Here is a 23469-nt window from a genome sequence, read left to right on the forward strand (position 1 = left end):
CCTACAAGGGGTCTGCGCAGTCCAGCAGATCGTTGTCAACCGACCAGGGCGCGTACGCAGAAGTACAGGATCGACGGGCCCATCAGGCAGCCCAACCCGGTATGGAAGGTGGCTGTCAGGGCCCCGTACGGCACCAGGCGCCGGTCGGTCGCCGCCAGCCCGGCCGTCACCCCCGACACCGTCCCCGCCAACCCGCCGAACACCATCGCCGAACGTGGGTTGTCCAGCGCCAGCAGGCGCGCCGATACCGGGGTGAACACCATCACCAGGATCGCCTTGATCAGCCCGGTGGCAATCGACAGCGCCATCACGTCCGAGCTGGCCCCCAACGCTGCCCCGGTCACCGGCCCGACAATATAGGTCACCGCACCCGCACCAATGGTGGTCATGCTCACCGCATCACGGTAACCGAAGGCGTAGGCCACCGCAGCGCCGACAATGAACGGCAGCACCGTGCCGAGCAGCAGCGCCACCGCGCCGATCATCCCGGCCCTGCGCGCCTCGGTGGCCTGCACCTCGAAGGCCGTGGCGACAATGGCGAAGTCGCGCAGCATGGCCCCGCCCATCAGGCCGATGCCGGAGAACAGCGCCATGTCGGCCAGGCCTTTCTGGCCACCGGTAATGGTGCCGCCGACCCAGGCCAGCACCAGGCCGATGACGATGGCGATGGCCGAGCCGTGCACGCGGCCGAAGGTCAGGTACTTCGACAGCACCACCGACAACCACATGATCGCGCCCACCACCGCAAAGGCAGTGATCAAACCGTTATGTTCCAGGGCATTGTCAATGATCGGCCACATGATCAACGCCCTCCTGCAGGGGCAGCCTGCACATTGCTTTCGGGGCCGGCCTCCACTGCCGGCAGGGGTTCGCCGCGGTGGCTGCGGCTGATCAGGGCAATGGTCGCACCGCACACCAGTACCGCACCCACCGCCGCCAGCAACGCCACCGGCCCGCCGTGCAGGGCAGTGACCACGTTCTGCTGGGCAGCCATGGCCACCACCACCGGGATGTACATGGCGCCCCAGAAGCCCACGCCAAACTCGCATTCCTTGCTCATGCCGCCGTTGCGGTGCATGTACAGGCGTGCGCAGATCAGCAGGATCATGGCGATGCCGACCCCGCCCACATTGGATTTGACGCCCAGCAGCACGCCCAGGAAGTCGCCGACGATGACGCCGGCAAGCGTGCAGACCGCCAGCAGTGCCACACCATAGATGATCATTGTTGTTGTCCTCAGGTAGTGTCGAAGTTGCTTGTTGTTGTTCTTCGTAAACACACTTTTGTGCAGCTTTTGCCCCCATGGAACTGAACTCTGTGGGAGCGGCTTTAGCCGCGAACACCGGCGCAGCCGGTGCCATGCACCGCATTGGATTCTTCGCGGCTAAAGCCGCTCCCACAGGGGTCGCCATCCGCCGCAGTGCCGCTGTCATCGTTCGTCGGCCACCTCCTGGCGCAGCAGCGCATCCAGGGTGTCCCAGCGGGTGCCTTCAACAGCAACCACCCTGCCCTGTTCGAACACCGGCCGGGCCAGCCCGCCGAGCACGTTGCCGGGCGGCAGTTCCAGGTGCAGGCGCACGCCACGCTCATAGGCGTTGCGCAACGTAGCACGCCAGTCGACCACCCGCGCCATGTTGCCGGCCAGGTCGTCGCGCAGACGCTGTGGGTCGAATATCGGCCGAGCGCTGCTGCCGCTGAGGTAGGTGATACGCGGTCGCTGCAGCTCGACCGTGGCGAAGGCACTGGCCAGTTCGGCCGCCGGGCCATCCAGCAACAGGCAATGCGACGGCACGCTGACCGCCAGGCGCCGGGCAACGCCATGGCCCAGGCGGCGTGCCTTGGCGGCAATCGCAGCCATCGCACCATCGCTGCCGGCAATGACGATCTGGTTGTCGCTGTTGAGGTTGGCGACATACACCTCGCCGCCCGTATCGCTCAACAAGCGTTCGACACAGGCCAGGTCCAGGCCGCTGAGTGCGGTCATGCCGTAGCCTTGCGGATAGGCGCGCTGCATCAGTTCGCCACGCAGGGCAACCAGGCGCACGGCATCGGCAAAGCCCAGGGCGCCCGCCGTGACCGCCGCCGGGTAGGCGCCAATCGACAAGCCCGCCACGTAATCCGGCGCGGGGCTGCGCTGCATCAGCCAGCGCGCCCAGGCCACGCCAGCCAGCAGCAGGCAAAGCTGCACGGCACGGGTCGTCTGCAGGGCCTGCTGGCTGTCCAGCGCCAGGGCCTGCTGGCCGAGGGTGTCACTGGCCTCTTCCAGCAATTGCCCGGCCCCCTCAGGCAGGCGCTGCAGCATGCCCACCTGCTGGGCGCCCTGGCCGGGGAAGGCGAACAGGCTGCTCATGCGGCACGCTCCATCTCTGCCCATGGGTCGCTGACCAGGCGTGGGCCATGGGCCGACTTGAGCAGCACGCGGCGGGCGAAGCCGGCCCACTCACGCAGGGCGACGGCACCCGCCGGGGTTTCCAGCTGCAGGTCGATACGACAAGGCGCGCAATCGAGGATATCCAGCAGCTCACGCGCCTGCGCCCGGGCCAGCGGTTGTGGCGCGCGCAGCAGCAAGTCCAGGTCGCTGTCGGCGTGTACCACCTCCATACCGGTGGCGATCTGGTACCCCACCCCACCTGTCGGCCCCCAGGCCAGGCCGCTGGCATCCAGTACCGGGGCGACCGAAGCCAGGGCCTGCAATGCAGGCCAAGGGCTCTCAGCTTGCCAGCGCAGCGCTTCGGGGCCTTGCTGACACTGGATGTCGGCCAGCCGCATCAGTACACCCGACCGCTGCGCCCTGCCCTGGCCACGCAGCCCCACCGCCACCCAGCCGTTCGCACAGGTGGCACGGCGCACCACCACCGGCTGGCCGCTCAGCAGCACATCCTGCGCCCACTGCGGTGCATCAGCAGGCAGGCCCGATATGGGCATGCCCCAGAGCAGGTCGTGCGGCCTTGGCGCGTTCATCTCAAGCGCCCTGCCACTGGCGGCGCAGCTGTTCGCGCACTTGGCGCGAGGCGCTGCGGTTTTCGCCCGTCAGCCGCGACGACAGGTCGCTCGAGCTGCCGATGTCGCGCACCGCATCAGCCAGGCAGGCACGTACCTGGGCGATGTCGGCACTGCTCGGCGTCTCGGCGTTGTCCACCGTCAGGCGGCGCCACAGCAGGCCCAGCGAGGCGTAGCTGGCCAGGTCGTAGGCCATCGGCGGCACCTCGGCGGCCAGGGCTTCCAGTTGCTCGACGCTGCGCAGGGTGATGCGCGCCGCCGCCGCCTTGCCCATGGCGTGCACCATGACCCCGGCATCGTCCAGGGCGATCAGGCGCTGGGCCTGGTAACCGTGGGCCAGGAAGGCACCGGACATGGCCTTGCCGACCAGCAGGCCTATCACCGGGTGCCCGGCCAGCCGTGCCTGGGCATAGGCCTGCACCGCAGCGGCCAACGCCTGATGAATCCCCAAGGCTTCCTCACGGCGGCCATAGGCCTGACTGGGCACGTCGATCACCGCGACGATGGCGCGCTTTTGGCCGTGGCGGTCAGCCTCGACCGCTTCGCTCACGGCCTTGGCCAGGCCCCAGCCTTCCAGCAGGCCGACTTCGCCCGAGCGCGCCCGGGGGAAAGGGTTGTCGGCGTCCGGCACCACGGCGATGAAACGCGCCAGGCGGTTGTCCAGTTCGCCGTCGATTACCCGCAACGACGCGGGGTAGCCGGGCAAGGCTTGCCCACCGGCCAGGCCCGGCAGCCAGTTCAAGGCACGGTTCATTTGGCTTCTCCTTGGTACAGGTCACGCACGGCAGCGGCATCCAGTTGCGTGCAGTCATCGCCCAGCCGGGCCAGGCGTTCGAGGAACCAGGCGTATTGACCGGCGCGATCCCTTGAAGGCTCGTCGAGCAATTGCAGCAAGCGTTCGCGCAACGCCTCGATGTCATCGGCCACACAGGCATCGACCAGGCCGCTGGCGTGGCGCTGCTCGCCGCCGGTCAAGCTCCAGATGAAGGGGCGGTCCTTGGCGTCGTATTCACCGATGCCCGCTTCCTGCTCGATCACTTGCGGGCCGTTGAGGCCCAGGCGGGCTTCGCGGGTGACCAGCAAGTGGCTGCACAGGCCGGCGGCGATGGACATGCCGCCGAAACAGCCGACCGAACCTGCGACCAGGCCGACCACCGGCTGCCAGGCGCGCAGCTCGGCAATCGCCGCCTGTATTTCGGCAATCGCCGCCAGGCCCAGGTTGGCTTCCTGCAGGCGTACACCGCCGGTTTCCAGCAGCAGCACGGCGCAGGTGGGGATGCCGTTGCGGTTGTCTTCGATGGCCAGCTCCAGCGCACCGGCGATCTTGGCCCCTCCCACCTCGCCCATGCTGCCGCCCTGGAAACTGCCTTCGATGGCAGCGACCACAGCGTTGCGCCCGTTCAGCAGGCCCTTGGCGATGACCACGCCATCATCGGCCTGGGGCACGATGCCCTGGCGCGGCAGCCACGGTGACATCAGCCGGTCGAACGGGCCCAGCAGCTCACGGAAGCTGCCCGGGTCGAGCACGGCGCGGGCGCGCTGGCGGGCGCCCAGTTCGACAAAGCTGCGGCTGTGCAGCAAGCGTGCGATATCAGTCATGGGCGATCTCCTCGAAGCCTTGCTCCAGGCGCAGGCGCACCACGCCTGGGGTGGCGCCGAAATCATGGATGTCGATGTTCACGGCCGGCCAGGTGCGGCCCTCGAACAGGCGCTGGAACAGCTGCGCCCAGCGGGCAGCGCCGCCGTTGACCGAAGTCACCACCTGGATTTGCAGGCTACCGGCGGTGCCGGGTTCGATCAGCACTTCAAGGTCACCGGAGCTGACGCAGCCCACCAGCGTGCGGCCACGCCCAGGGGCGGCGGCGGGGAATTGAAAGGTCAGGGTTTCCATGTCACAGGCTCCCGGCTTTGTCGAGGAACAGGCAGGCGGCCAGCAGATCGGCGGCGCCGCCCGGTGAGGCATTCAGCTGCAGCAGTTGCTGGTCCAGCCGGCGCAGCTGTCGGCGCCCGGCCAGCGTGGCGCTGCCGCCTTCGCTCAGCACACTACGGGCGCCGTGCTGGACGGCAGCCAGCCCGGTCGGGCCGCTGCGCCAGAGCACGCAGGTATCGTTGAGCACGGCCATGATCGCCAGCAGCGCGTCGAGCCGGGCGTGCGGCTCGCTGGCACCGGCGGCGCGGCTGCGCTGCAGTTGTGGCAGGCCGTGACCGATAACCGCCGGGAAACCTTGTTGCGCCTGTTCGCGGGCGCCGCCAGTGCCATAGCGGCGGCGTACCTGCAGGCCATGGCTGTCCTGGGTGGTCATGGCGGGGTCGTCGAACAGTGCGATGCGCCCGGCACGGGCAGCCAGGGTGTTGGTATCGGCCTGGGTGTCGAGGGCCTTGGATGCAACCAGCAGGCCGAGGGCCCAGATTGCGCCGCGGTGGGTGTTGACCCCGCCGGTGGCGGCCAGCATCGCCGCCTCGCCTTCGCGGCCGAGCTGGCCCAAGGTGGCGCGCAGGGGCTGGCCGAGGGTGCCGATGGCCCGGGCGGCTTCGGCCATGTTGCGCAAGCAAGGCCACAGGGCCAGGGCCGAGGCATGCATCAGGGCCAGGGTCATGTCGTGGTGGGCGCCATTGCCACGGCGGTCGACCAGGCCGGGTTTGGGGGACAGGTCGGCTTCGTCGATCAGGGCTTCCACGGCCAGGTCGGCCAGGTGGTCGGCCAGGGGTAATTCGGTTGCTTGTGCTGGCCTCTTCGCGGGTGAACCCGCTCCCACAAGGATCGCGCAATTTCCAGATGCATCACTATTCCTGTGCTGGCGAAGAAGCCCACGCGGTTGCAAGTCGAGTGCTTTCATCACCAGCTCCTGAACCGTGCAGGCGGGTTGTAGAGGCCGCCAGACCATTCGACCAGGTCGGCGATGCTGCGCGCGGCCAGCAGTTCGCGGCTGGCGTCGGTACGGCGGATGCCGAGGTCTTCGGGCAAGGCGACCAGGCCCTGCTGGCGCAGGCGCTGAGTGTCCTTGGGGTCGTGCCGCAGGCCGATAGCGGTAACCCCGGCCACGGCGGCGATCATCTGCTGGCGCTCTTCCAGGCTGCGGGCCTTGTACAGGTAGGCAATGCCCTCCTCGGTCAGCAGGTGGGTAACGTCGTCGCCGTAGATCATCACCGGCGCCAGCGGCATGCCGGCTTTCCTGGCCACTTCCACGGCATCGAGGGTTTCCACGAAGGTAGGCTTGCCGCCTTCCTGGTAGGTCTCGACCATCTGCACCACCAGCTTGCGACCGCGTTCGAGCATGGTTTCCGGCACGGTCATGTCGAGCCAGGCCGGGGTCGCATGGCGACGGCCACGGGGGTCGTGGCCCATGTTCGGGGCGCCGCCGAAGCCGGCCAGGCGGCCGCGGGTCACGGTCGAGGAATGGCCATCGCCATCCACCTGCAGGGTGGCGCCGATGAACAGGTCGACGGCGTACTGCCCGGCCAGCTGGCACATCATGCGGTTGGAACGCAGCGAACCATCACGGCCAGTGAAGAACACATCCGGGCGCTGGGCGATGTAGTCCTCCATGCCCAGTTCGGTGCCGAAGCAGTGCACGCTTTCCACCCAGCCGGTCTCGATGGCCGGGATCAGTGTCGGGTGCGGGTTGAGTGTCCAGTTGCGGCAGATCTTGCCCTTCAGGCCCAGGGATTCGCCATAGGTGGGCAGGATCAGCTCGATGGCGGCGGTGTTGAAGCCAATGCCATGGTTCAGCGACTGCACCTGGTGCTTTTCGTAGATGCCGCGAATAGCCATCATCGCCATCAGCACGTGCACCGGCTTGATATGGCGCGGGTCGCGGGTGAACAGGGGCTCTATATAGAAAGGCTGGTCGGCAACCACCACGAAATCGACCCAGGATGCCGGGATATCGACCCGTGGCAGGTCATCCACGCGGTCCACCAGCTGGTTGACCTGGGCGATGACGATGCCGTCGCTGAACGCAGCCGGCTCCACCAAGGCCGGGGTGTCTTCGGTGCTGGGGCCGGTGAACAGGTTGCCGTCGCGATCGGCCATGAAGCCAGCCACCAGGGTGACGTTGGGGATCAGGTCGACCAGCAGCCTCGAGTACAGCTCGATATAGGTGTGGATGGCACCGACTTCGAGCAGGCCGTCTTCCAGCAGCTGGCCAATGCGCAGGCTCTGCGGGCCGGCGAACGAGAAGTCGAGCTTGCGGGCTATACCACGTTCGAACAGGTCGAGGTGCTCGGCCCGGCTGACGCTGGGCATGATCATGTGCAGGTCGTGCAGGCGCGCAGGGTCGACCTTGGCCAGCGCGCGGGAAAGGAAGTCGGCCTGCTTCTGGTTGTTGCCTTCGAGCACTACCCGGTCGCCGGGGGCCAGCAGCAGTTCCAGGGCTTCGACGATACGCTCGGTGGGCAGCACCACGCCGTCGGCGAGGTGGCGGACCCGGTCAAGGCGGCGCTGCTTTTCGGCGCGCCGCCGCGACCATTGCGGCGGTGGATTCTTGGTTGTTGTCATGGTGACTCCACGGGTTCGCTGTCGTGGGGTCACCTTAGGGCTGGGGTGGTGGGGGGATCAATCAAGCTACTGGCGCTTTCGTTACTGTCAGGTTAATGATTGGAGCGCGCTACCTTCGGGCAGGGCAAAAATGCACGATGCCCTTGCACAATTGTCGATTGTGCAAGGCAAATTCGCATGACAGGATCCTGCGATCCTCCAGCGAACTCCAGACTTCACTTGGAAAATCAATAACAAAGCAGGGAGAACGCAATGACTGCGCACGCTCATACCTCGGCAACCGACCATGTGCTGGCCGAGGTCCGCAACCAGATCGGCCATCTGACCCTGAACCGCCCCGCCGGCCTCAATGCCCTGACCCTGGACATGGTCCGCAGCCTGCGCCAGCACCTCGACCAGTGGGCCGAAGACCCGCACGTGCACGCCGTGGTACTGCGTGGCGAAGGCCCGAAAGGGTTCTGCGCCGGTGGCGATATCCGCTCGCTGCACGACAGCTTCAAGGCCGGCGAAACGCTGCATGAAACCTTCTTCGTCGAGGAATACGCCCTCGACCTGGCCATCCACCGCTACCGCAAGCCGGTGCTGGTGCTGATGGACGGCTTCACCCTCGGTGGCGGCATGGGCCTGGCCCAGGGCTGCGACCTGCGCGTGGTCACCGAACGCAGCCGCCTGGGCATGCCCGAAGTGGCAATCGGCTACTTCCCGGATGTGGGTGGCAGCTACTTCCTGTCGCGCATCCCTGGCGAGCTGGGCATCTACCTGGGGGTCAGCGGCAGCCAGATCCAGGCTGCCGATGCACTGTACTGCGGCCTGGCCGACTGGTACCTCGCCAGCGACCAGCTGGCAGCCCTCGACCAGGGCCTGGACCAGCTGCACTTCGGCGACCAGCCACTCAAGGACCTGCAGAACCTGCTGGCCAAGCTCGGCACCCAGGTGCTCGACGATGCGCCGCTGGAAAAACTGCGCCCGGTCATCGACCACTTCTTTGCCCTGCCCGACGTGCCTGCCATCGTCGAGCAACTGCGTGCGGTGAGCATTGGCGACAGCCACGCCTGGGCGGTAGCCACCGCCGACCAGCTGGAAAGCCGCTCGCCGCTGGCCATGGCGGTTACTCTGGAGATGCTGCGCCGGGGTCGCCACCTGAGCCTTGACGACTGCTTTGCCATGGAGCTGCACCTGGACCGCCAGTGGTTCCAGCACGGCGACATCATCGAAGGCGTGCGCGCGCTGATCATCGACAAGGACAAGCAGCCACGCTGGAACCCGCCGACCCTGGCCGCACTGCAACGCCAGCGGGTCGACCAATTCTTCGAAGGCCTGTGAGCCCGGGAGTACACAGATGCAAGACCTGGAACTGAGCGAAGAACAGATCATGATCCGCGACATGGCCCGGGACTTTGCCCGCGGCGAGATCGCCCCGCATGCCCAGGCCTGGGAAAAGGCCGGCTGGATCGACGATGGCGTGGTGCGCAAGATGGGCGAACTGGGCCTGCTGGGCATGGTGGTGCCGGAAGACTTTGGCGGCAGCTACACCGACTACGTCGCCTACGCCCTGGCGGTGGAAGAGATCGCCGCCGGCTGCGGTGCCACCGGAGCGATGATGAGCATCCACAACTCGGTGGGCTGCGGCCCGCTGCTGGCCTACGGCACGGCCGAACAGCAACAGCAGTGGCTGCCACGCCTGGCCACCGGCGAGGTGATCGGCTGCTTCTGCCTGACCGAGCCACAGGCCGGTTCCGAGGCGCACAACCTGCGCACCCGCGCCGAACTGGTGGATGGCCAGTGGGTGATCAACGGTGCCAAGCAGTTCGTCAGCAACGCTCGCCGCGCCGGCCTGGCCATCGTCTTCGCGGTGACCGACCCGGAGCTGGGCAAAAAGGGCCTGTCGGCGTTCCTGGTGCCCACCGACAACCCGGGCTTCAAGGTCGATCGCAGCGAGCACAAGATGGGCATCCGCGCTTCCGACACCTGCGCGGTCACCTTCGACAACTGCCGCATCCCTGCCGCCAATATCCTCGGTGAGCGTGGCAAGGGCCTGGCCATCGCCCTGTCCAACCTCGAGGGTGGCCGTATCGGCATTGCTGCCCAGGCACTGGGCATTGCCCGCGCCGCGTTCGAGGCGGCGTTGGCCTACTCGCGTGATCGGGTGCAGTTCGGCAAGCCGATCAACGAACACCAGAGCATCGCCAACCTGCTGGCCGACATGCAGGTGCAGGTGAATGCCGCGCGCTTGCTGATCCTGCATGCCGCACGCCTGCGCAGCGCCGGCAAGCCGTGCCTGTCGGAAGCTTCGCAGGCCAAGCTGTTCGCCTCGGAGATGGCCGAGCGGGTGTGTTCGATGGCGATCCAGGTGCATGGCGGGTATGGCTACCTGGAGGATTACCCGGTCGAGCGCTACTACCGCGATGCGCGGATCACGCAGATCTATGAAGGGTCTAGCGAGATCCAGCGGATGCTGATTGCGCGGGAGTTGAAGCACTACCCGCTTTAAAACCTTGCGCGATCCCTGTAGGAGCGGCCTTGTGTCGCGATAGGGCCGCATGGCGGCCCCAGCAATTTGTGCATCGAAGCTGACATCCTGGGGCCGCTTTGCGGCCCTATCGCGACACAAGGCCGCTCCTACAAGGGCCAGCGTTAACCGCCCCGCACTCGGCTATCGCCAATACCGCGAATCATCCACCACCCTGGCATGCCCCTCGAACAGCGCCGGCAGTTGCTCCTTGAGGTAGTCGATCCAGGTGCGCACCTTGGCATCCAGATAATGCCGTGACGGGTAAATCGCATACAGCGCGCTCTCGCGCAGGCGATACGGCGCCAGCAAGCGGCACAACCGCCCCTGCTCGATCGCCTGGCTGGCGGTGTAGAACGGCAGCAGGCCAATGCCCATGCCCAGCTCGCTGGCCACCAGCATGGCGTCGGCGACGTTGGTGGAAAAACTGTCGTTCGGTGCGATCACGCACTGGTCCACCCCTTGCGGAAACACCCAGTCACCTTCGTACATCGGATAAGCCATGCGCAGGCAACGGTGCTGGTGCAGGTCTTCCGGGCGCTCTGGCACGCCGTGGGCCAACAGGTAGCTCGGCGCCGCGCAGGGGATGCTGAAAATGTTGCCCAGCGGCACAGCGATCAGCTGCGAATCCGGCAACGCACCGTCCACGGTAATCACCACGTCATGCCCTTCGGCCAGCGGGTCGGGGTTGCGCTGGGACAGGGTCAGTTCGATCACCACCTCCGGGCACAATGCGTTGTAGCCGGCCACCAGCGGCATCAGCAACAGGCCCATCCCGTGCGGGCAATGCAAGCGCAGGCGACCGCGGGGCGTGAGGTGCGCGCCACGGGCTTCACCCACCGCCTCTTCGGTCAGCAACATGATCTGCCGCGCGCGCTCGAGAAACCGCTCGCCCGCCTCGCTCATGCGCAAACGCCGCGTGGTGCGGTGCAGCAGGCGGGTCTGCAGCTGGTTTTCCAGCTCGGCAACAATGCGCGAAACCTGCGCCGCGGAAATATCCAGGGCATTGGCGGCCGCAGCGAAGCTGCCGCATTCCACCACACGGGCGAAGGTACGCATGGCATGCAGCATGTCCATGAAGGTGCTCCTTGTTCGGTCTTATTCTTGCGTTACAGGCAGGAATCTATCACGGGTTAGCCCATTTATTGTGGATGGCCAATGAATGGATCATTAGTCATACATTGAAAAAAGGAGCCTGCCATGAAACGTTCGATCGCTGTCCTTGCCGTTACCGCTGCCCTCGCCTCGTTCGGTGCCCTTGCCGACACCGGCAGCAACCAGCCGGTCAGCAGCAGCAACTACGAATACGGCATGCCGCTGGACGTGGCCAAGGTCATCTCCATCACCCCGCCCAGCAACGCCGCCGACTGCCAGGTTGGTACCGCGCACATGGTGTATGTCGACCACCAGGGCCAGAAGCGCGAAATCGACTACCGGGAAATGGGCAACTGCTCGCAGCAGTGAGTCAGGCCAGTACCTCGGTGATCCAGCCGACCTGTTGCCTGAAGTCGTCGATTTTCGCCTGAGGCACCGCACCGCGGGCCCGCTCGAAGTTGGCCAGGGTCTGCTGCTTCTGCCGCAGCATGCGCCGCCACTTGACCAGAAACGCCTCGCTTTTCTCCTGCACCAGCACCGGGCCGAAGTACAGCTGTTCAGCGGTGTACGCCGCCCCGCCCGGCTCGGCGACGATGATCTCGTAGTCGAAGCGGTTCTCCCGCAGCAGTTCTTCGCTGACGATCCGGTAACCATTGCCCATCAGCCACTGGCGCAGTTCGCGCTCGGCGCCATTGGGCTGCAGCACCAGGCGCGTGACGCCAGCCAGGCGCTGCTTGCCGGCCTCGAGGATCTCGCACATGGTGTCGCCACCCATGCCGCAGATGCTGATCACCGAGATGCGATCTCCCGGCTCGACCGCTGCCAGGCCATCGGCCAGGCGCACGCTGACCCGTCCTTCCAGGCCGTTCCTGCGCACATTGCGCTGGGCCGAGGCGAACGGCGTCTGCGCCACCTCGCCCGCTACCGCCGCGTCCAGTATGCCGCGCAGCATCAAGGCTACCGGCAGGTAGCCATGGTCCGAGCCGATGTCGGCCAGGCGCGCGCCTTGCGGTACTTGTGCAGCCACGCGCTCCAGGCGCCTGGACAATGTCTGTTCGTTCAACGTAAACCCCTGCTTTGCAATCGGCCGCGATTCTGACGGCGAACGCCACGCATTTCAAACACCGGGGCGCCCTCGACCAGGCCGGCGCGCTCGCGTAGGCTTGCCGCTTTCCTTCCGTAGCAAGGCAAAACACACCATGGCACAAGCAGACATCATCTACACCCCGGACCCGGACGCCGAGTCGATTTCTTCCGACGTCGCCGAATACAACGGCGTGCTGGTCACCACGCAGATCCCGACCCACGCTGATGGCAGCCTGGAGCTGGGCGGCATCGTCGAGCAGAGCGAGTGCACCCTGCAGGCGCTGAAGGTGGCGCTGGAGAAGGCCGGCAGCGGCATGGACCGCGTGCTGCACCTGACCATCTACCTCACCGACATGGCCGACCGCGCGGCATTCAACGAGGTGTACCAGCGCTTCTTCAGCAAGCCCTGGCCGGTACGCGCCGCCGTGGGTGTGGCTGCACTGGCGTTCGAAGGCATGCGCGTGGAAGTGACCGCAATGGCTGCCAAGCGCTGACTTTTGCCTGAGGCACGATCCTTGTAGGAGCGGCCTTGTGTCGCGATTGGGGTGCGCAGCGCCCCCAGGTTCTCAGCTCCGCAGCAGATATTGCCGGGGCCGCGTTGCGGCCCTTCGCGACACAAGGCCGCTCCTACAAGCACCCCGATGATGCCGCCAGCCCGTTTCGCCGCTACAATGCCCGCCTAAACCGTGACAGCCCGAACCTATAACGACATGTCCCTTCCAAAGAATCACCTGGAACTGCTCAGCCCTGCCCGTGACGTGGCCATCGCCCGCGAAGCGATCCTGCACGGCGCAGACGCCATCTACATCGGTGGCCCGAGCTTCGGCGCGCGCCATAACGCCTGCAACGAAGTCAGCGATATCGCCGAACTGGTCGAGTTCGCCCATCGCTACCATGCACGCGTGTTCACCACCATCAACACCATCCTCCACGACAACGAGCTGGAGCCCGCGCGCAAGCTGATCCACCAGCTGTACGACGCTGGTGTCGACGCACTGATCGTGCAGGACCTGGGGGTGATGGAGCTGGACATCCCGCCGATCGAGCTGCACGCCAGCACCCAGACCGACATCCGCACCCTGGAACGGGCCAGGTTCCTCGACCAGGCCGGCTTCTCCCAGCTGGTGCTGGCGCGTGAGCTGAACCTGCAGCAGATCCGCGCCATCGCCGCCGAAACCGACGCCGCCATCGAATTCTTCATCCACGGTGCGCTGTGCGTGGCCTTCTCCGGCCAGTGCAACATCTCCCATGCGCAGACCGGCCGCAGCGCCAACCGTGGCGACTGCTCGCAAGCCTGCCGCCTGCCCTACACCCTGAAGGATGACCAGGGCCGCGTGGTCGCGTTCGAGAAGCACCTGCTGTCGATGAAGGACAACAACCAGACCGCCAACCTGGCTGACCTGGTCGACGCCGGCGTGCGCTCGTTCAAGATCGAAGGCCGCTACAAGGACGTGGCCTATGTGAAGAACATCACCGCCCACTACCGCAAGGAACTCGACGCCATCCTCGAAGGCCGCCCGGAGCTGGCCCGTGCCTCCAGCGGCCGCACCCAGCACTTCTTCGTGCCCGACCCGGACAAGACCTTCCACCGCGGCAGCACCGACTACTTCGTCACCGACCGCAAGGTCGACATCGGCGCCTTCGACTCGCCAACCTTTACCGGCCTGCCGGTGGGCGTGGTGGAAAAGGTCGGCAAGCGTGACATGCAGGTGGTCACCGAGGTGCCGCTGACCAACGGCGACGGCCTCAATGTGCTGGTGAAGCGTGAGGTGGTGGGCTTCCGTGCCAACATCGCCGAACCGCGTGGCGAATTCGAGGAAGACGGCGAGAAGCGCTACCGCTACCGCGTCGAGCCCAACGAAATGCCTGAAGGCCTGCACAAGCTGCGGCCCAACCACCCGCTGTCGCGCAACCTCGACCACAACTGGCAGCAGGCCCTGCAGCGCACCTCGGCCGAGCGCCGCGTCGGCGTGCAATGGCACGCGGTACTGCGCGAGCAACGCCTGGTGCTGACCGTCACCAGCGAGGAAGGCGTGGGCACGCAAGTGGCACTGGAAGGCCCGTTCGGCCCGGCCAACAAGCCGCAGCAGGCGCTGGACCAGCTGCACGACCTGCTCGGCCAGCTGGGCACCACCATGTACCACGCCGACAGCATCGAGCTGGACGCCCCACAGGCTTACTTCATTCCCAACTCGCAGCTCAAGGCCCTGCGCCGCGAAGCCATCGAGGCGCTGACTGCAGCACGGGTGCAGGCGCACCCGCGTGGCGGGCGCAAGGCCGAGACCACGCCACCGCCGGTTTACCCGGACTCGCACCTGTCGTTCCTGGCCAACGTGTACAACCAGAAGGCCCGCGACTTCTACCACCGCCACGGCGTGCAGCTGATCGACGCGGCCTACGAGGCCCATGAAGAGCACGGCGAAGTGCCGGTGATGATCACCAAGCACTGCCTGCGCTTCTCCTTCAACCTGTGCCCCAAGCAGGCCAAGGGCGTGACGGGCGTGCGCACCAAGGTGGCGCCGATGCAGCTGATCCAGGGTGATGAAGTGCTGACCCTGAAGTTCGACTGCAAGCCCTGTGAAATGCACGTGATCGGCAAGATGAAAAGCCACATCATCGACCTGCCGACCCCGGGCAGCGCGGTGGCCCAGGTGGTTGGGCACATCAGCCCGGAAGACCTGCTGAAGACCATTCCGCGCGGGCCGCATTGATCGGTGGCCTGCAAGGGCCCTTTTGCGGCTGAAGCCGCCTGCATGGTGATACTCGAAGGGATGGTGGGACGACTCGGGAAGACCCGACAATGCTCGCCTGCAAAAAACCGTTTGCCCCCGCGCAAACCTGCGCCCGCCAAGCCCTTCTTGTACACTCCTCGCATTAGCCCCCACCTGCACATTTTTTGGTGAACGCATGATCGAGGTAACCGAGGTTTCCATTGCCGAGCTGCGCGATGCGCTCGAGTCGGGCCGCACGACGGCGGTCGAGCTGGTCCAGGCCTACCTGGCGCGCATCGACGCCTACGATGGCGCCGACACCGCCACCGCCCTGAACGCCGTTGTGGTACGCAACCCCGAGGCGCTGAATGAGGCCGCAGCCTCCGACGCCCGTCGCGCCAAAGGCCAAGTCCTGAGCCCGCTGGACGGCATCCCCTACACCGCCAAGGACAGCTACCTGGTCAAAGGCCTGACCGCTGCCTCCGGCAGCCCTGCCTTCAAGGACCTGGTGGCCCAGCGCGACGCCTTTACCATCGAACGCCTGCGCGCCGCCGGCGCCGTGTGCCTGGGCAAGACCAACATGCCGCCCATGGCCAACGGCGGCATGCAGCGCGGCGTGTATGGCCGCGCCGAAAGCCCGTACAACGCCAACTACCTGACCGCACCGTTCGCCTCGGGCTCGTCCAACGGTGCCGGCACCGCCACTGCCGCCAGTTTCAGTGCCTTCGGCCTGGCCGAAGAAACCTGGTCCAGCGGCCGTGGCCCGGCATCCAACAATGGCCTGTGCGCCTATACCCCGTCGCGTGGGGTGATTTCGGTGCGTGGCAACTGGCCGCTCACACCGACCATGGACGTGGTGGTTCCCTATGCCCGTACCATGGCCGACCTGCTGGAAATCCTCGACGTGGTCGTAGCCGACGACGCCGACAAGCGCGGCGACCTGTGGCGCCTGCAACCCTGGGTGCCAATCCCGGCGGCTTCGACGGTGCGCCCGGCTTCGTACCTGGACTTGGCCGTGGATGCCAGCGCGCTCAAGGGCAAGCGCTTTGGCGTGCCACGCATGTACATCAATGCCGATGCCGAAGCCGGCACCTCCGAAAAGCCAGGCATCGGCGGCCCGACTGGCCAGCGCATCCACACCCGCGCCACGGTGATCGACCTGTGGCAGCAGGCCCGCCAGGCACTGGAGGCGGCTGGTGCCGAAGTACTGGAAGTGGACTTCCCGCTGGTATCCAACTGCGAAGGCGACCGCCCTGGCGCACCGACCGTGTACAACCGCGGCATCGTAAGCAAGGAATTCCTGCATGACGAGCTGTGGGAGCTGTCGGGCTGGGCCTTCGACGACTTCCTGCGCGCCAACGATGACCCCAGGCTCAACCGCCTGGCCGATGTCGACGGGCCGCAGATCTTCCCCCACGACCCGGGCACCCTGCCCAACCGTGAGGACGACCTGGCCGCTGGCATGGACGAGTACGTCAACATGGCCAAGCGTGGCCTGAAGACCTGGGACCAGATCGAGACCCTGCCCGACGGCCTGCGCGGCCTGGAGCAGACCCGCAAGATCGACCTGGAAGACTGGATGGACAAGCTGGGCCTGGACGCGGTGCTGTTCCCCACCGTGGCCGACGTGGGCCCGGCCGATGCCGACGTCAACCCGGCATCGGCGGACATCGCCTGGAGCAACGGTATCTGGGTGGCCAACGGCAACCTGGCAATCCGTCACCTGGGCGTGCCTACCGTGACCGTGCCTATGGGCGTGATGGCCGATATCGGCATGCCGGTGGGGCTGACCTTTGCTGGCCGGGCTTACAGCGACAATGCGCTGCTGAGCTTTGGTGCAGCCTTCGAGGCGACCGGGTCGCGTCGAATGATCCCGCCGCGTACCCCGCCCCTGGGCTGAGGGTTAAAAGGGCCGCTTTGCGGCCCATTCGCGGGTAAACCCGCTCTCATAGAACAACACATGACTCATTGGTTCGGCGAGGTTCTGTAGGAGCAGCCTTGTGCTGCGAAGAGGCCGGTACTGACAAAGCCTGTCTGTTGCTTGTACCGCCCTCTTCGCAGCACAAGGCTGCTCCTACAAAGGCCGCCTCAGACGAGCGATATTTGTTCTCTGCGCGACAGCGCAGCCCAAAAGGGCTGGGTAATCTCCCACAGGGACCCCACAGGTATTGAATACGTGGGGTCCCTGTGGGAGCGGGTTTACCCGCGAATGGGCCTGGAAAAGCAAATCGCCCAATTCAACTTTATGTGTAAAAATACACAAAACGTTGACTTTGCGATCTGCCATGCCTATCACCCCAAGCGAAGAACGCCAGTTCACCCTCACCGTCCTCAAGGCCGCCATCCAGGCCCTGGGCAGCGTTGCCGCGCGCAACATGGAAATCCTCCTGCACGACCTCGACCACCCGGAACACTCCGTGGTGGCGATCGTCAACGGCCATCTTTCCGGGCGCAGCGTCGGTAGCCCGATCCTCGCCGCCCCGGAACAGGACCAGGGTTTCAAGGCACTGATGCAGGCCTCGGCCGATCAGCACGGCTGCGAGCCGGTGGTGCTGCCCGACTACCCCACCACGCTGAAGGGCCGCACACTGCGCAGCGCCACGGCCATCTTCCGTGACAGCAGCGGCCACCCCTTCGCCAGCCTCTGCGTCAACACCGACGTCACCGGCCTGGATGCAGCCATGAATTTTCTCCGGCAGTTCCAACCAACAGCGGCCGCACCTGCCGTCAGTGAACCCGCCGACATGGAACTGCTGATGAGCGAGATAATCCAGGCATCCCTGCAGCGCAGCGGCCAGGGGCGAATGAACAAGCAGGCCAAGGTAGAAGCCGTAAGAGTGATGCAGGAGCGCGGCCTGTTCATCGTCAAGGGCGGCGTGGAAAAGGCTGCCAGCGCCCTGGGTGTGACCCGCTACACCGTTTACAACTACCTCGAGCAACTGCGCGGAGCTAGCCAATGACCTTGCATATCCATACCCCCCTGATCGAGTCCCGCCCGCTGTCGCTGGCCGCGGGCAGCAACGTCTGGCTCAAGCTCGAAGCCCTGCAGCCCTGCGGCTCGTTCAAGCTGCGCGGCGTGGGCCATGCCTGCGAGGTGCACCATGCCCGTGGCGCTCGGCATTTCGTGTCTTCCTCGGGCGGCAACGCCGGCCTGGCTGTAGCTTATGCCGGGCGCAAGCTGGGCGTGCCAGTGACTGTGGTGGTACCCGAGACCACCACCGAGCGGGCCAAGGACCTGCTGCGCCTGGAGGGCGCCAAGGTGGTGGTGCATGGCAGCTCCTGGCAGGAGGCCAACGCCCTGGCGCAGACCTTGGTCGGCCCGGATGACGCCTTCATCCACCCATTCGATGACCCGCTGCTGTGGGCCGGGCATGCCAGCCTGGTGGATGAAGTCGCCGAGGCCGGCGTGAGGCCGGACGCCGTGGTGTTGTCGGTGGGCGGTGGCGGTTTGCTCAGTGGCGTGGTCGAGGGGCTACAGCGCAACGGCTGGGGCGATGTACCAGTTCTGGCGGTGGAAACCGAAGGCGCGGCATCGCTGCATGCAGCCATGCGGGCGGGGCATTCGGTGGAGCTGGAACGTATTGCCTCGGTGGCGACGTCGCTGGGGGCCAAGCGTGTGGCTGACCAGGCGCTGGTGTGCGTGCAGCAGCATCCGGTGCACAGCCACCTGGTCAGTGACCGCGCTGCGCTGGAGGCGTGCGGGCGGTTCCTGCTGGACCATCGCGTGCTGGTGGAGCCAGCTTGTGGAGCAGCCTTGGCGTTGGCCTATGCACCGGGCGCCCTGGCGCAGTACCAGAATGTGCTGGTGGTGGTTTGTGGCGGGGCTACCGCCACGCTGGAGCAGATCCAGGCGTGGTTGCAGCAGGTTGATTGAGGTTCCCTGTACCGGCCTCTTCGCGGGTAAACCCGCTCCCACAGATTGGACTGCGCAAGGTCTGAAGCAAGCGCATTCCCTGTGGGAGCGGGTTCACCCGCGAACACCGGCGGAGCCGGTGCCATCCAATACAACACTCATCGGATTCTCCTTGCGGCACCCGGTTGCTGATTACGATAGTCACATGCCGCTGTTCTACTAAGCCCACCGCAACCGGAAAATTCCCGTCGCAACGGCGTCGACCACGACGAAATGCGTAACCCACCCTTTCGGTCTGCGGCAAGTGAAGGCACAATGCGTGTCCTTTTTTTGGCCGGCCTGGCCGGGGGCCTTTAAATGATCAAGACGCCGTACTACCTCATCGATAAAACCAAGCTGCTGGGCAACATGGAGAAGATCGCCTACGTGCGCGAACACTCCGGCGCCAAGGCACTGCTCGCCCTCAAGTGCTTTGCCACCTGGTCAGTCTTCGACCTGATGCAACAGTACATGGACGGCACCACCTCTTCGTCGCTGTACGAGCTCAAGCTCGGCCGCCAGAAGTTCGCCGGCGAAACCCACGCCTACAGCGTGGCCTGGGCCGACGACGAGGTCGAGGAAATGCTCGAGAACTGCGACAAGATCATCTTCAACTCGATCGGCCAGCTGCAGCGCTTCGCCGAACAGTCCGAAGGCAAGGTCCGTGGCCTGCGCGTCAACCCGCAGGTCAGCAGCTCCGACTACCTGCTGGCAGACCCTGCCCGCCCGTTCAGCCGCCTGGGCGAATGGGACCCGGCCAAGGTCGAACAGGTGATCGAGCAGATCTCCGGCTTCATGTTCCACAACAACTGCGAGAACGGCGACTTCGGCCTGTTCGACAAGATGCTCACGCACATCGAAGAGCGCTTCGGCCACCTGCTGCACAAGGTCGAGTGGGTCAGCCTCGGTGGCGGCATCCATTTCACCGGTGAAGACTACGCGCTGGAAGCCTTCTGCGCGCGCCTTAAAGCCTTCTCGGAAAAGTACGGCGTGCAGGTGTACCTGGAGCCGGGCGAAGCGGCCATCACCAACAGCGCCTCGCTGGAAGTGACCGTGCTCGACACCCTGTACAACGGCAAGCACCTGGCCGTGGTCGACAGCTCGATCGAAGCGCACATGCTCGACCTGCTGATCTACCGCCTCAACGCCAAGATGGCCCCCAACGACGGCGCACACACCTACATGGTCTGCGGCAAGTCGTGCCTGGCCGGTGACATCTTCGGCGAATACCAATTCGATCGTCCGCTGGCCATCGGTGATCGCCTGTCGTTCGTCGACGCGGCGGGTTACACCATGGTCAAGAAAAACTGGTTCAACGGTCTGAAAATGCCATCCATCGTGGTCAAGCAACTCGACGGCAGCGTCGAAGTGGTGCGCGAGTTCGGTTTCGAAGACTACGTTTCCAGCCTGTCGTAAGACCGGCTTTCAGTAAGGAGCAAGGGATAAATTGAAGAAGAACGTTCTTATCATTGGTGCAGGAGGTGTCGCCAAGGTGGTGGCCCACAAGTGCGCGCAGCATAACGACGAACTGGGTCGTATCGCTATCGCGTCACGGAACATCTCCAAATGCCAGGCCATCATCGACAGCGTCAAGGCCAAGGGTAGCCTCAAGGTACCCGCCGACATCCAGGCCTTCTCGCTCAATGCCCTCGATGTCGAGGCTACCAAGGCGCTGATTCGCGAGACCGAATCGCAGATCGTGATCAACGTTGGTTCCGCCTTCCTCAACATGTCGGTGCTGCGTGCCTGCATCGATACCGGTGTCGCCTACCTGGACACCGCCATCCACGAAGAGCCGGGCAAGATCTGCGAGACCCCGCCGTGGTACGGCAACTACGAGTGGAAACACCTCGAAGAGTGCCAGGCAAAGAACATTACCGCCATTCTCGGCGTCGGTTTCGACCCGGGTGTGGTGAACAGCTACGCCAAGCTGGCGCAGCAACAGTATTTCGACAGCATTGACTCGATCGACATCCTCGACGTCAATGCCGGTTCGCATGGCAAGTACTTCGCCACCAACTTCGACCCGGAAATCAACTTCCGTGAGTTCACCGGGCAAGTGTGGAGCTGGCAGAACAGCCAGTGGACCAGCAACACCATGTTCGAGGTCAAGCGTACGGACGACCTGCCGGTGGTGGGTTCGCAGAACCTGTACCTGACCGGCCACGATGAGGTTCACTCGATTTCGAAGAACCTCAACGTGCCGAACGTGCGTTTCTGGATGAGCTTCGGCGAGCACTACATCAACGTGTTCACCGTGCTGAAGAACCTGGGCCTGCTCTCCGAGCAACCGGTGAAAACCGCCGAAGGCCTGGAAGTGGTACCGCTGAAAGTGGTCAAGGCCGTGCTGCCGGACCCAGCCTCGCTGGCCCCGGGCTACACCGGCAAGACCTGCATCGGTGACCTGGTCAAGGGCACCAAGGATGGCCAGCCGCGCGAAGTGTTCATCTACAACGTGGCCGACCACGAAGAAGCCTACGCCGAGACCGACAGCCAGGGTATTTCCTACACCGCCGGTGTACCGCCAGTGGCTGCCGCCCTGCTGGTCGCCCGTGGCGAGTGGGATGCCAAGCGCATGGTCAACGTCGAGGAGCTGCCAGCCGAGCCGTTCCTCAAGGCACTGGACGTCATGGGCCTGCCGACCCGCGTCAAGGATGAAAAAGGCGATCGTCCTTGGGACGCTGAAGCCTAAGCAGCAAAGCAGAGGGGGCGCCATCAAGGCGCCCCCTCTGCTTTTGCAGGCCACGTGTAAGCCTAGATGCCCTGGCCAGAGGGCTTTGCCTGCTCAGCCAGCTTTTCCAGCAATACCTTGGCCAGCGCCTTGTCCGAGAACGGGTTCTGCCCGGTGATGAGTTCGCGGTCCACCACCACATTGGGTTGCCAGGCCTTGGCGTAGCCCATGTCGCCCCCTGCCATCGCCATGGCGTTGGCCGGGTAGAACAGCAGCCGCTGGTCCTTGAGCGAACCTTCGAATACCTGCTCCTCCGGGTCGGAGAAAATGGTCATCTTGTAACCCTTGTACAACCAGTCGGTGGCTGCCGGCTTTTCACCACGCGCCAGCGCCGACTGGTAGCTGGCCGGGTCCTGCTGGGCCGAGAGCAAGGCGATGGGGCCGTGGCAGATCGCGGCTGTAGGCTTGCCGGCTTGATGGAAATGCCGCAGCAAGGCGCCCACGTCCGGGTTGTTGGCCAGGTCGATCAACGGCGCATGGCCGCCGGGGATGAACAGCCCGGCATAGCGGCCCAAGTCACCTGCCAGTACTTCTTTCACCGACAGGGTATCGTCAATGCCCGGCAGGCCTTGCACGACCTTCTCGATCCGGCGCATCTCCACCGCATCGCCGGCAAAGTAGCTCGGGTCGATCGAACGCTGGTCGACACTCGGGGCATTACCCTTGGGGGTAACCAGCACCAGCTTGTAGCCAGCCTTGAGCAACTGGTCGGCAGGCACGCCGAATTCGTTCAGGTAGTAGCCGGTGGCGTAGCGCTTGCCGTCCTGCAGGGGCAGCTGGTGCTCGCTGGACAACAGCACCAGCACCTCTCCCTTGGGCGCAGCGTGGGCGCCGGTGGCAAGCAGGGTGCTGGCAACAGCCAGGGCAAGCCGGGACATCTTGGTCATGCAACAATCTCCTGATCAGGCAAATAGAGCTGTCCGCTCATGTTGGCGGGGATGCGTTCATGCTAACGGCGAGGCTATGATTCGATAATTCGAAAGCTCTCATGCCTGTGATCCAGAAAATGAATATCTCCAGCAAGGACTTCAACCTGCTGTACCTGTTCCATGTGCTGTACCAGGAACGCAACGCCACCCTCGCCGCCCAGCGCATGGCGCTGAGCCAGCCGGCCCTAAGCCACAAGCTCAACAAGCTGCGCCATCAGTTTGGCGACCCGCTGTTCGTGCGCGCGCCCAGGGGCCTGACCCCGACACCACGCGCCCACGAACTGGCGCCTGAGGTAGAACGCCTGGTAGTGGGCCTGGAAGGTTTTTATGAGCGCTGCGAAGGGCAGGACTTCCTCGCCCGCCCTGCCCGACTGCACCTGTACAGCACCGATTATGTGGAGCAGACCCTGTTGCCCAGACTGCTGCCGATCCTGCGTAGCCAGGCACCGAACCTGACGCTGGTCACCTGCAACACCCGCGGTCTGCTGCCTCGCGAAGAACTGGAGAAAGGCACCTGTGACCTGGCCGTTGCCGGGTTCTACACCGACCTGCCGGAAACCTTCCACCAACAGCGCCTGCTCAGTGAACACTTGGTAGTGCTGGCCTCGCGCAGCCATCCAGGCCTGGAAAACGGCCTGGACCTCGATACCTTCCTTGCCAGCGACCACCTGCTTACCACCCTCACCGGCGACCTCGATGGCCTGGTCGACCGCGCCTTGCGCAGCCTGGGCATGCAACGGCGGGTCGTGGCTGGCCTGTCGAGTTTCCTGGCCCCCATGCGCCTGCTGCGCGGCACCGATCTGCTGCTCACCTGCCTGCGCTCGCTGGCCACCGAAGCCGTCGAACGTGACGACGACCTGCTCATGTACCCGCTGCCGCTGACATTGCCAGCGATCGAGGTGATGCAGATCTGGCACGAACGCACCCACGCCGACCCCTTGCGCCGCTGGTTTCGCCAACAGCTGTGGAACGTCGCCCAAGAGGCAGCCGACTGCGCGAGTAACAATTTCTAAACAAC

At 65.2% G+C, this 23469-nt stretch carries 23 protein-coding genes; 11 read left to right on the forward strand and 12 right to left on the reverse strand.

Annotated features, from left to right (window positions below):
- Positions 1 to 35: 35 nt before the first annotated feature.
- From madM to mdcA, 9 genes are all read right to left on the reverse strand, one after another.
- Positions 36 to 800: a malonate transporter subunit MadM gene (madM, locus tag M1D87_RS14940; protein ID WP_024087229.1), complete on the reverse strand. Its 765-nt coding sequence runs from the start codon at positions 798 to 800 to the stop codon at positions 36 to 38.
- 2 nt (positions 801 to 802) lie between these two features.
- A complete protein-coding gene (madL, locus tag M1D87_RS14945; RefSeq protein ID WP_003258591.1) occupies positions 803 to 1225 on the reverse strand; it encodes a malonate transporter subunit MadL in 423 nt (140 codons plus the stop codon).
- A gap of 204 nt (positions 1226 to 1429) precedes the next feature.
- A complete protein-coding gene (mdcH, locus tag M1D87_RS14950; RefSeq protein ID WP_123085050.1) occupies positions 1430 to 2350 on the reverse strand; it encodes a malonate decarboxylase subunit epsilon in 921 nt (306 codons plus the stop codon).
- Positions 2347 to 2961, reverse strand: coding sequence for a malonate decarboxylase holo-ACP synthase (locus M1D87_RS14955; RefSeq protein WP_123085049.1), 615 nt, complete (start codon positions 2959 to 2961; stop codon positions 2347 to 2349). Before M1D87_RS14955 ends, mdcH begins: the two co-directional genes overlap by 4 nt.
- A 1-nt stretch (position 2962) precedes the next feature.
- Positions 2963 to 3754 (reverse strand): biotin-independent malonate decarboxylase subunit gamma, encoded by a 792-nt coding sequence (gene mdcE / locus M1D87_RS14960; protein ID WP_123085048.1) that lies wholly within the window; start codon positions 3752 to 3754, stop codon positions 2963 to 2965.
- Entirely contained in the window at positions 3751 to 4599 is an 849-nt protein-coding gene (locus M1D87_RS14965; protein WP_123085047.1) for a biotin-independent malonate decarboxylase subunit beta, read from the reverse strand. The genes mdcE and M1D87_RS14965 overlap by 4 nt, the downstream gene beginning before the upstream one ends.
- The gene (locus tag M1D87_RS14970) at positions 4592 to 4891 is read right to left on the reverse strand and encodes a malonate decarboxylase subunit delta (RefSeq protein WP_123085046.1); all 300 of its coding nucleotides are present in this window, start codon (positions 4889 to 4891) and stop codon (positions 4592 to 4594) included. Before M1D87_RS14970 ends, M1D87_RS14965 begins: the two co-directional genes overlap by 8 nt.
- 1 nt (position 4892) lies before the next feature.
- Complete coding sequence (locus M1D87_RS14975; protein WP_123085045.1) at positions 4893 to 5837, reverse strand: triphosphoribosyl-dephospho-CoA synthase; 945 nt, start codon at positions 5835 to 5837, stop codon at positions 4893 to 4895.
- A complete protein-coding gene (mdcA, locus tag M1D87_RS14980) occupies positions 5837 to 7498 on the reverse strand; it encodes a malonate decarboxylase subunit alpha (protein ID WP_123085044.1) in 1662 nt (553 codons plus the stop codon). Before mdcA ends, M1D87_RS14975 begins: the two co-directional genes overlap by 1 nt.
- Before the next feature lie 252 nt (positions 7499 to 7750).
- Between mdcA and M1D87_RS14985 the strand changes: the two genes are divergently transcribed.
- Entirely contained in the window at positions 7751 to 8821 is a 1071-nt protein-coding gene (locus tag M1D87_RS14985) for an enoyl-CoA hydratase/isomerase family protein (RefSeq protein WP_123085043.1), read from the forward strand.
- 16 nt (positions 8822 to 8837) lie between these two features.
- Positions 8838 to 9989 (forward strand): acyl-CoA dehydrogenase family protein, encoded by a 1152-nt coding sequence (locus M1D87_RS14990; protein WP_003258582.1) that lies wholly within the window; start codon positions 8838 to 8840, stop codon positions 9987 to 9989.
- 162 nt (positions 9990 to 10151) lie between these two features.
- On the opposite strand, the gene M1D87_RS14995 is transcribed toward M1D87_RS14990, so the two are convergent.
- Positions 10152 to 11084, reverse strand: coding sequence for a LysR family transcriptional regulator (locus M1D87_RS14995; protein ID WP_013972881.1), 933 nt, complete (start codon positions 11082 to 11084; stop codon positions 10152 to 10154).
- A 123-nt stretch (positions 11085 to 11207) separates the two neighbouring features.
- On the opposite strand from M1D87_RS14995, the gene M1D87_RS15000 reads away from it, so the two are divergent.
- The gene (locus M1D87_RS15000) at positions 11208 to 11471 is read left to right on the forward strand and encodes a DUF2790 domain-containing protein (RefSeq protein ID WP_015270611.1); all 264 of its coding nucleotides are present in this window, start codon (positions 11208 to 11210) and stop codon (positions 11469 to 11471) included.
- A 1-nt stretch (position 11472) separates the two neighbouring features.
- Here M1D87_RS15000 and M1D87_RS15005 read toward each other — a convergent pair whose 3' ends face one another.
- Entirely contained in the window at positions 11473 to 12165 is a 693-nt protein-coding gene (locus tag M1D87_RS15005; RefSeq protein ID WP_123085042.1) for a tRNA (adenine(22)-N(1))-methyltransferase, read from the reverse strand.
- Positions 12166 to 12301: 136 nt separating this feature from the next.
- Between M1D87_RS15005 and M1D87_RS15010 the strand changes: the two genes are divergently transcribed.
- The 7 genes from M1D87_RS15010 to M1D87_RS15040 all read left to right on the forward strand — a co-directional run bounded on the left by M1D87_RS15010 (position 12302) and on the right by M1D87_RS15040 (position 21483).
- Positions 12302 to 12682, forward strand: coding sequence for a RidA family protein (locus M1D87_RS15010; RefSeq protein ID WP_015270613.1), 381 nt, complete (start codon positions 12302 to 12304; stop codon positions 12680 to 12682).
- A 216-nt stretch (positions 12683 to 12898) separates the two neighbouring features.
- Positions 12899 to 14899 (forward strand): peptidase U32 family protein, encoded by a 2001-nt coding sequence (locus M1D87_RS15015; protein ID WP_123085041.1) that lies wholly within the window; start codon positions 12899 to 12901, stop codon positions 14897 to 14899.
- Positions 14900 to 15095: 196 nt separating this feature from the next.
- Entirely contained in the window at positions 15096 to 16799 is a 1704-nt protein-coding gene (locus tag M1D87_RS15020) for an amidase (protein ID WP_061304581.1), read from the forward strand.
- Positions 16800 to 17184: 385 nt separating this feature from the next.
- On the forward strand, positions 17185 to 17859 hold the full coding sequence (locus M1D87_RS15025; protein ID WP_123085040.1) for a helix-turn-helix transcriptional regulator: 675 nt from the start codon (positions 17185 to 17187) through the stop codon (positions 17857 to 17859).
- Complete coding sequence (locus tag M1D87_RS15030) at positions 17856 to 18773, forward strand: pyridoxal-phosphate dependent enzyme (protein ID WP_232880532.1); 918 nt, start codon at positions 17856 to 17858, stop codon at positions 18771 to 18773. The genes M1D87_RS15025 and M1D87_RS15030 overlap by 4 nt, the downstream gene beginning before the upstream one ends.
- Positions 18774 to 19109: 336 nt before the next feature.
- The gene (gene nspC / locus M1D87_RS15035) at positions 19110 to 20207 is read left to right on the forward strand and encodes a carboxynorspermidine decarboxylase (RefSeq protein WP_123085038.1); all 1098 of its coding nucleotides are present in this window, start codon (positions 19110 to 19112) and stop codon (positions 20205 to 20207) included.
- 31 nt (positions 20208 to 20238) lie between these two features.
- Positions 20239 to 21483 (forward strand): saccharopine dehydrogenase family protein, encoded by a 1245-nt coding sequence (locus tag M1D87_RS15040; RefSeq protein ID WP_003248123.1) that lies wholly within the window; start codon positions 20239 to 20241, stop codon positions 21481 to 21483.
- 62 nt (positions 21484 to 21545) lie between these two features.
- Here M1D87_RS15040 and M1D87_RS15045 read toward each other — a convergent pair whose 3' ends face one another.
- Positions 21546 to 22409 carry a type 1 glutamine amidotransferase domain-containing protein gene (locus tag M1D87_RS15045; RefSeq protein WP_013972890.1) on the reverse strand — a complete coding sequence of 288 codons (864 nt, stop codon included), beginning with the start codon at positions 22407 to 22409 and terminating at the stop codon, positions 21546 to 21548.
- Positions 22410 to 22528: 119 nt separating this feature from the next.
- Here M1D87_RS15045 and M1D87_RS15050 point away from each other — a divergent pair, with 119 nt between their 5' ends.
- Positions 22529 to 23464 carry a LysR family transcriptional regulator gene (locus tag M1D87_RS15050; protein ID WP_123085061.1) on the forward strand — a complete coding sequence of 312 codons (936 nt, stop codon included), beginning with the start codon at positions 22529 to 22531 and terminating at the stop codon, positions 23462 to 23464.
- Positions 23465 to 23469: the final 5 nt, after the last annotated feature.

Source organism: Pseudomonas sp. SA233, assembly GCF_054792385.1.

Excerpts from the sequence above, each read along its gene's own strand:
- M1D87_RS14955 (WP_123085049.1), bottom strand. The coding sequence starts at position 2,961 with ATGAACGCGCCAAGGCCGCACGACCTGCTCTGGGGCATGCCCATATCG.
- M1D87_RS15020 (WP_061304581.1), top strand. The coding sequence starts at position 15,096 with ATGATCGAGGTAACCGAGGTTTCCATTGCCGAGCTGCGCGATGCGCTC.
- M1D87_RS14970 (WP_123085046.1), bottom strand. The coding sequence starts at position 4,891 with ATGGAAACCCTGACCTTTCAATTCCCCGCCGCCGCCCCTGGGCGTGGC.
- M1D87_RS15025 (WP_123085040.1), top strand. The coding sequence starts at position 17,185 with ATGCCTATCACCCCAAGCGAAGAACGCCAGTTCACCCTCACCGTCCTC.
- M1D87_RS14985 (WP_123085043.1), top strand. The coding sequence starts at position 7,751 with ATGACTGCGCACGCTCATACCTCGGCAACCGACCATGTGCTGGCCGAG.
- M1D87_RS14990 (WP_003258582.1), top strand. The coding sequence starts at position 8,838 with ATGCAAGACCTGGAACTGAGCGAAGAACAGATCATGATCCGCGACATG.
- M1D87_RS15000 (WP_015270611.1), top strand. The coding sequence starts at position 11,208 with ATGAAACGTTCGATCGCTGTCCTTGCCGTTACCGCTGCCCTCGCCTCG.
- M1D87_RS14965 (WP_123085047.1), bottom strand. The coding sequence starts at position 4,599 with ATGACTGATATCGCACGCTTGCTGCACAGCCGCAGCTTTGTCGAACTG.
- nspC (WP_123085038.1), top strand. The coding sequence starts at position 19,110 with ATGATCAAGACGCCGTACTACCTCATCGATAAAACCAAGCTGCTGGGC.
- M1D87_RS15015 (WP_123085041.1), top strand. The coding sequence starts at position 12,899 with ATGTCCCTTCCAAAGAATCACCTGGAACTGCTCAGCCCTGCCCGTGAC.
- M1D87_RS14995 (WP_013972881.1), bottom strand. The coding sequence starts at position 11,084 with ATGGACATGCTGCATGCCATGCGTACCTTCGCCCGTGTGGTGGAATGC.
- M1D87_RS15030 (WP_232880532.1), top strand. The coding sequence starts at position 17,856 with ATGACCTTGCATATCCATACCCCCCTGATCGAGTCCCGCCCGCTGTCG.
- mdcE (WP_123085048.1), bottom strand. The coding sequence starts at position 3,754 with ATGAACCGTGCCTTGAACTGGCTGCCGGGCCTGGCCGGTGGGCAAGCC.
- mdcH (WP_123085050.1), bottom strand. The coding sequence starts at position 2,350 with ATGAGCAGCCTGTTCGCCTTCCCCGGCCAGGGCGCCCAGCAGGTGGGC.
- madL (WP_003258591.1), bottom strand. The coding sequence starts at position 1,225 with ATGATCATCTATGGTGTGGCACTGCTGGCGGTCTGCACGCTTGCCGGC.
- M1D87_RS15010 (WP_015270613.1), top strand. The coding sequence starts at position 12,302 with ATGGCACAAGCAGACATCATCTACACCCCGGACCCGGACGCCGAGTCG.
- madM (WP_024087229.1), bottom strand. The coding sequence starts at position 800 with ATGTGGCCGATCATTGACAATGCCCTGGAACATAACGGTTTGATCACT.
- M1D87_RS15050 (WP_123085061.1), top strand. The coding sequence starts at position 22,529 with ATGAATATCTCCAGCAAGGACTTCAACCTGCTGTACCTGTTCCATGTG.
- M1D87_RS15045 (WP_013972890.1), bottom strand. The coding sequence starts at position 22,409 with ATGACCAAGATGTCCCGGCTTGCCCTGGCTGTTGCCAGCACCCTGCTT.
- M1D87_RS14975 (WP_123085045.1), bottom strand. The coding sequence starts at position 5,837 with ATGAAAGCACTCGACTTGCAACCGCGTGGGCTTCTTCGCCAGCACAGG.
- mdcA (WP_123085044.1), bottom strand. The coding sequence starts at position 7,498 with ATGACAACAACCAAGAATCCACCGCCGCAATGGTCGCGGCGGCGCGCC.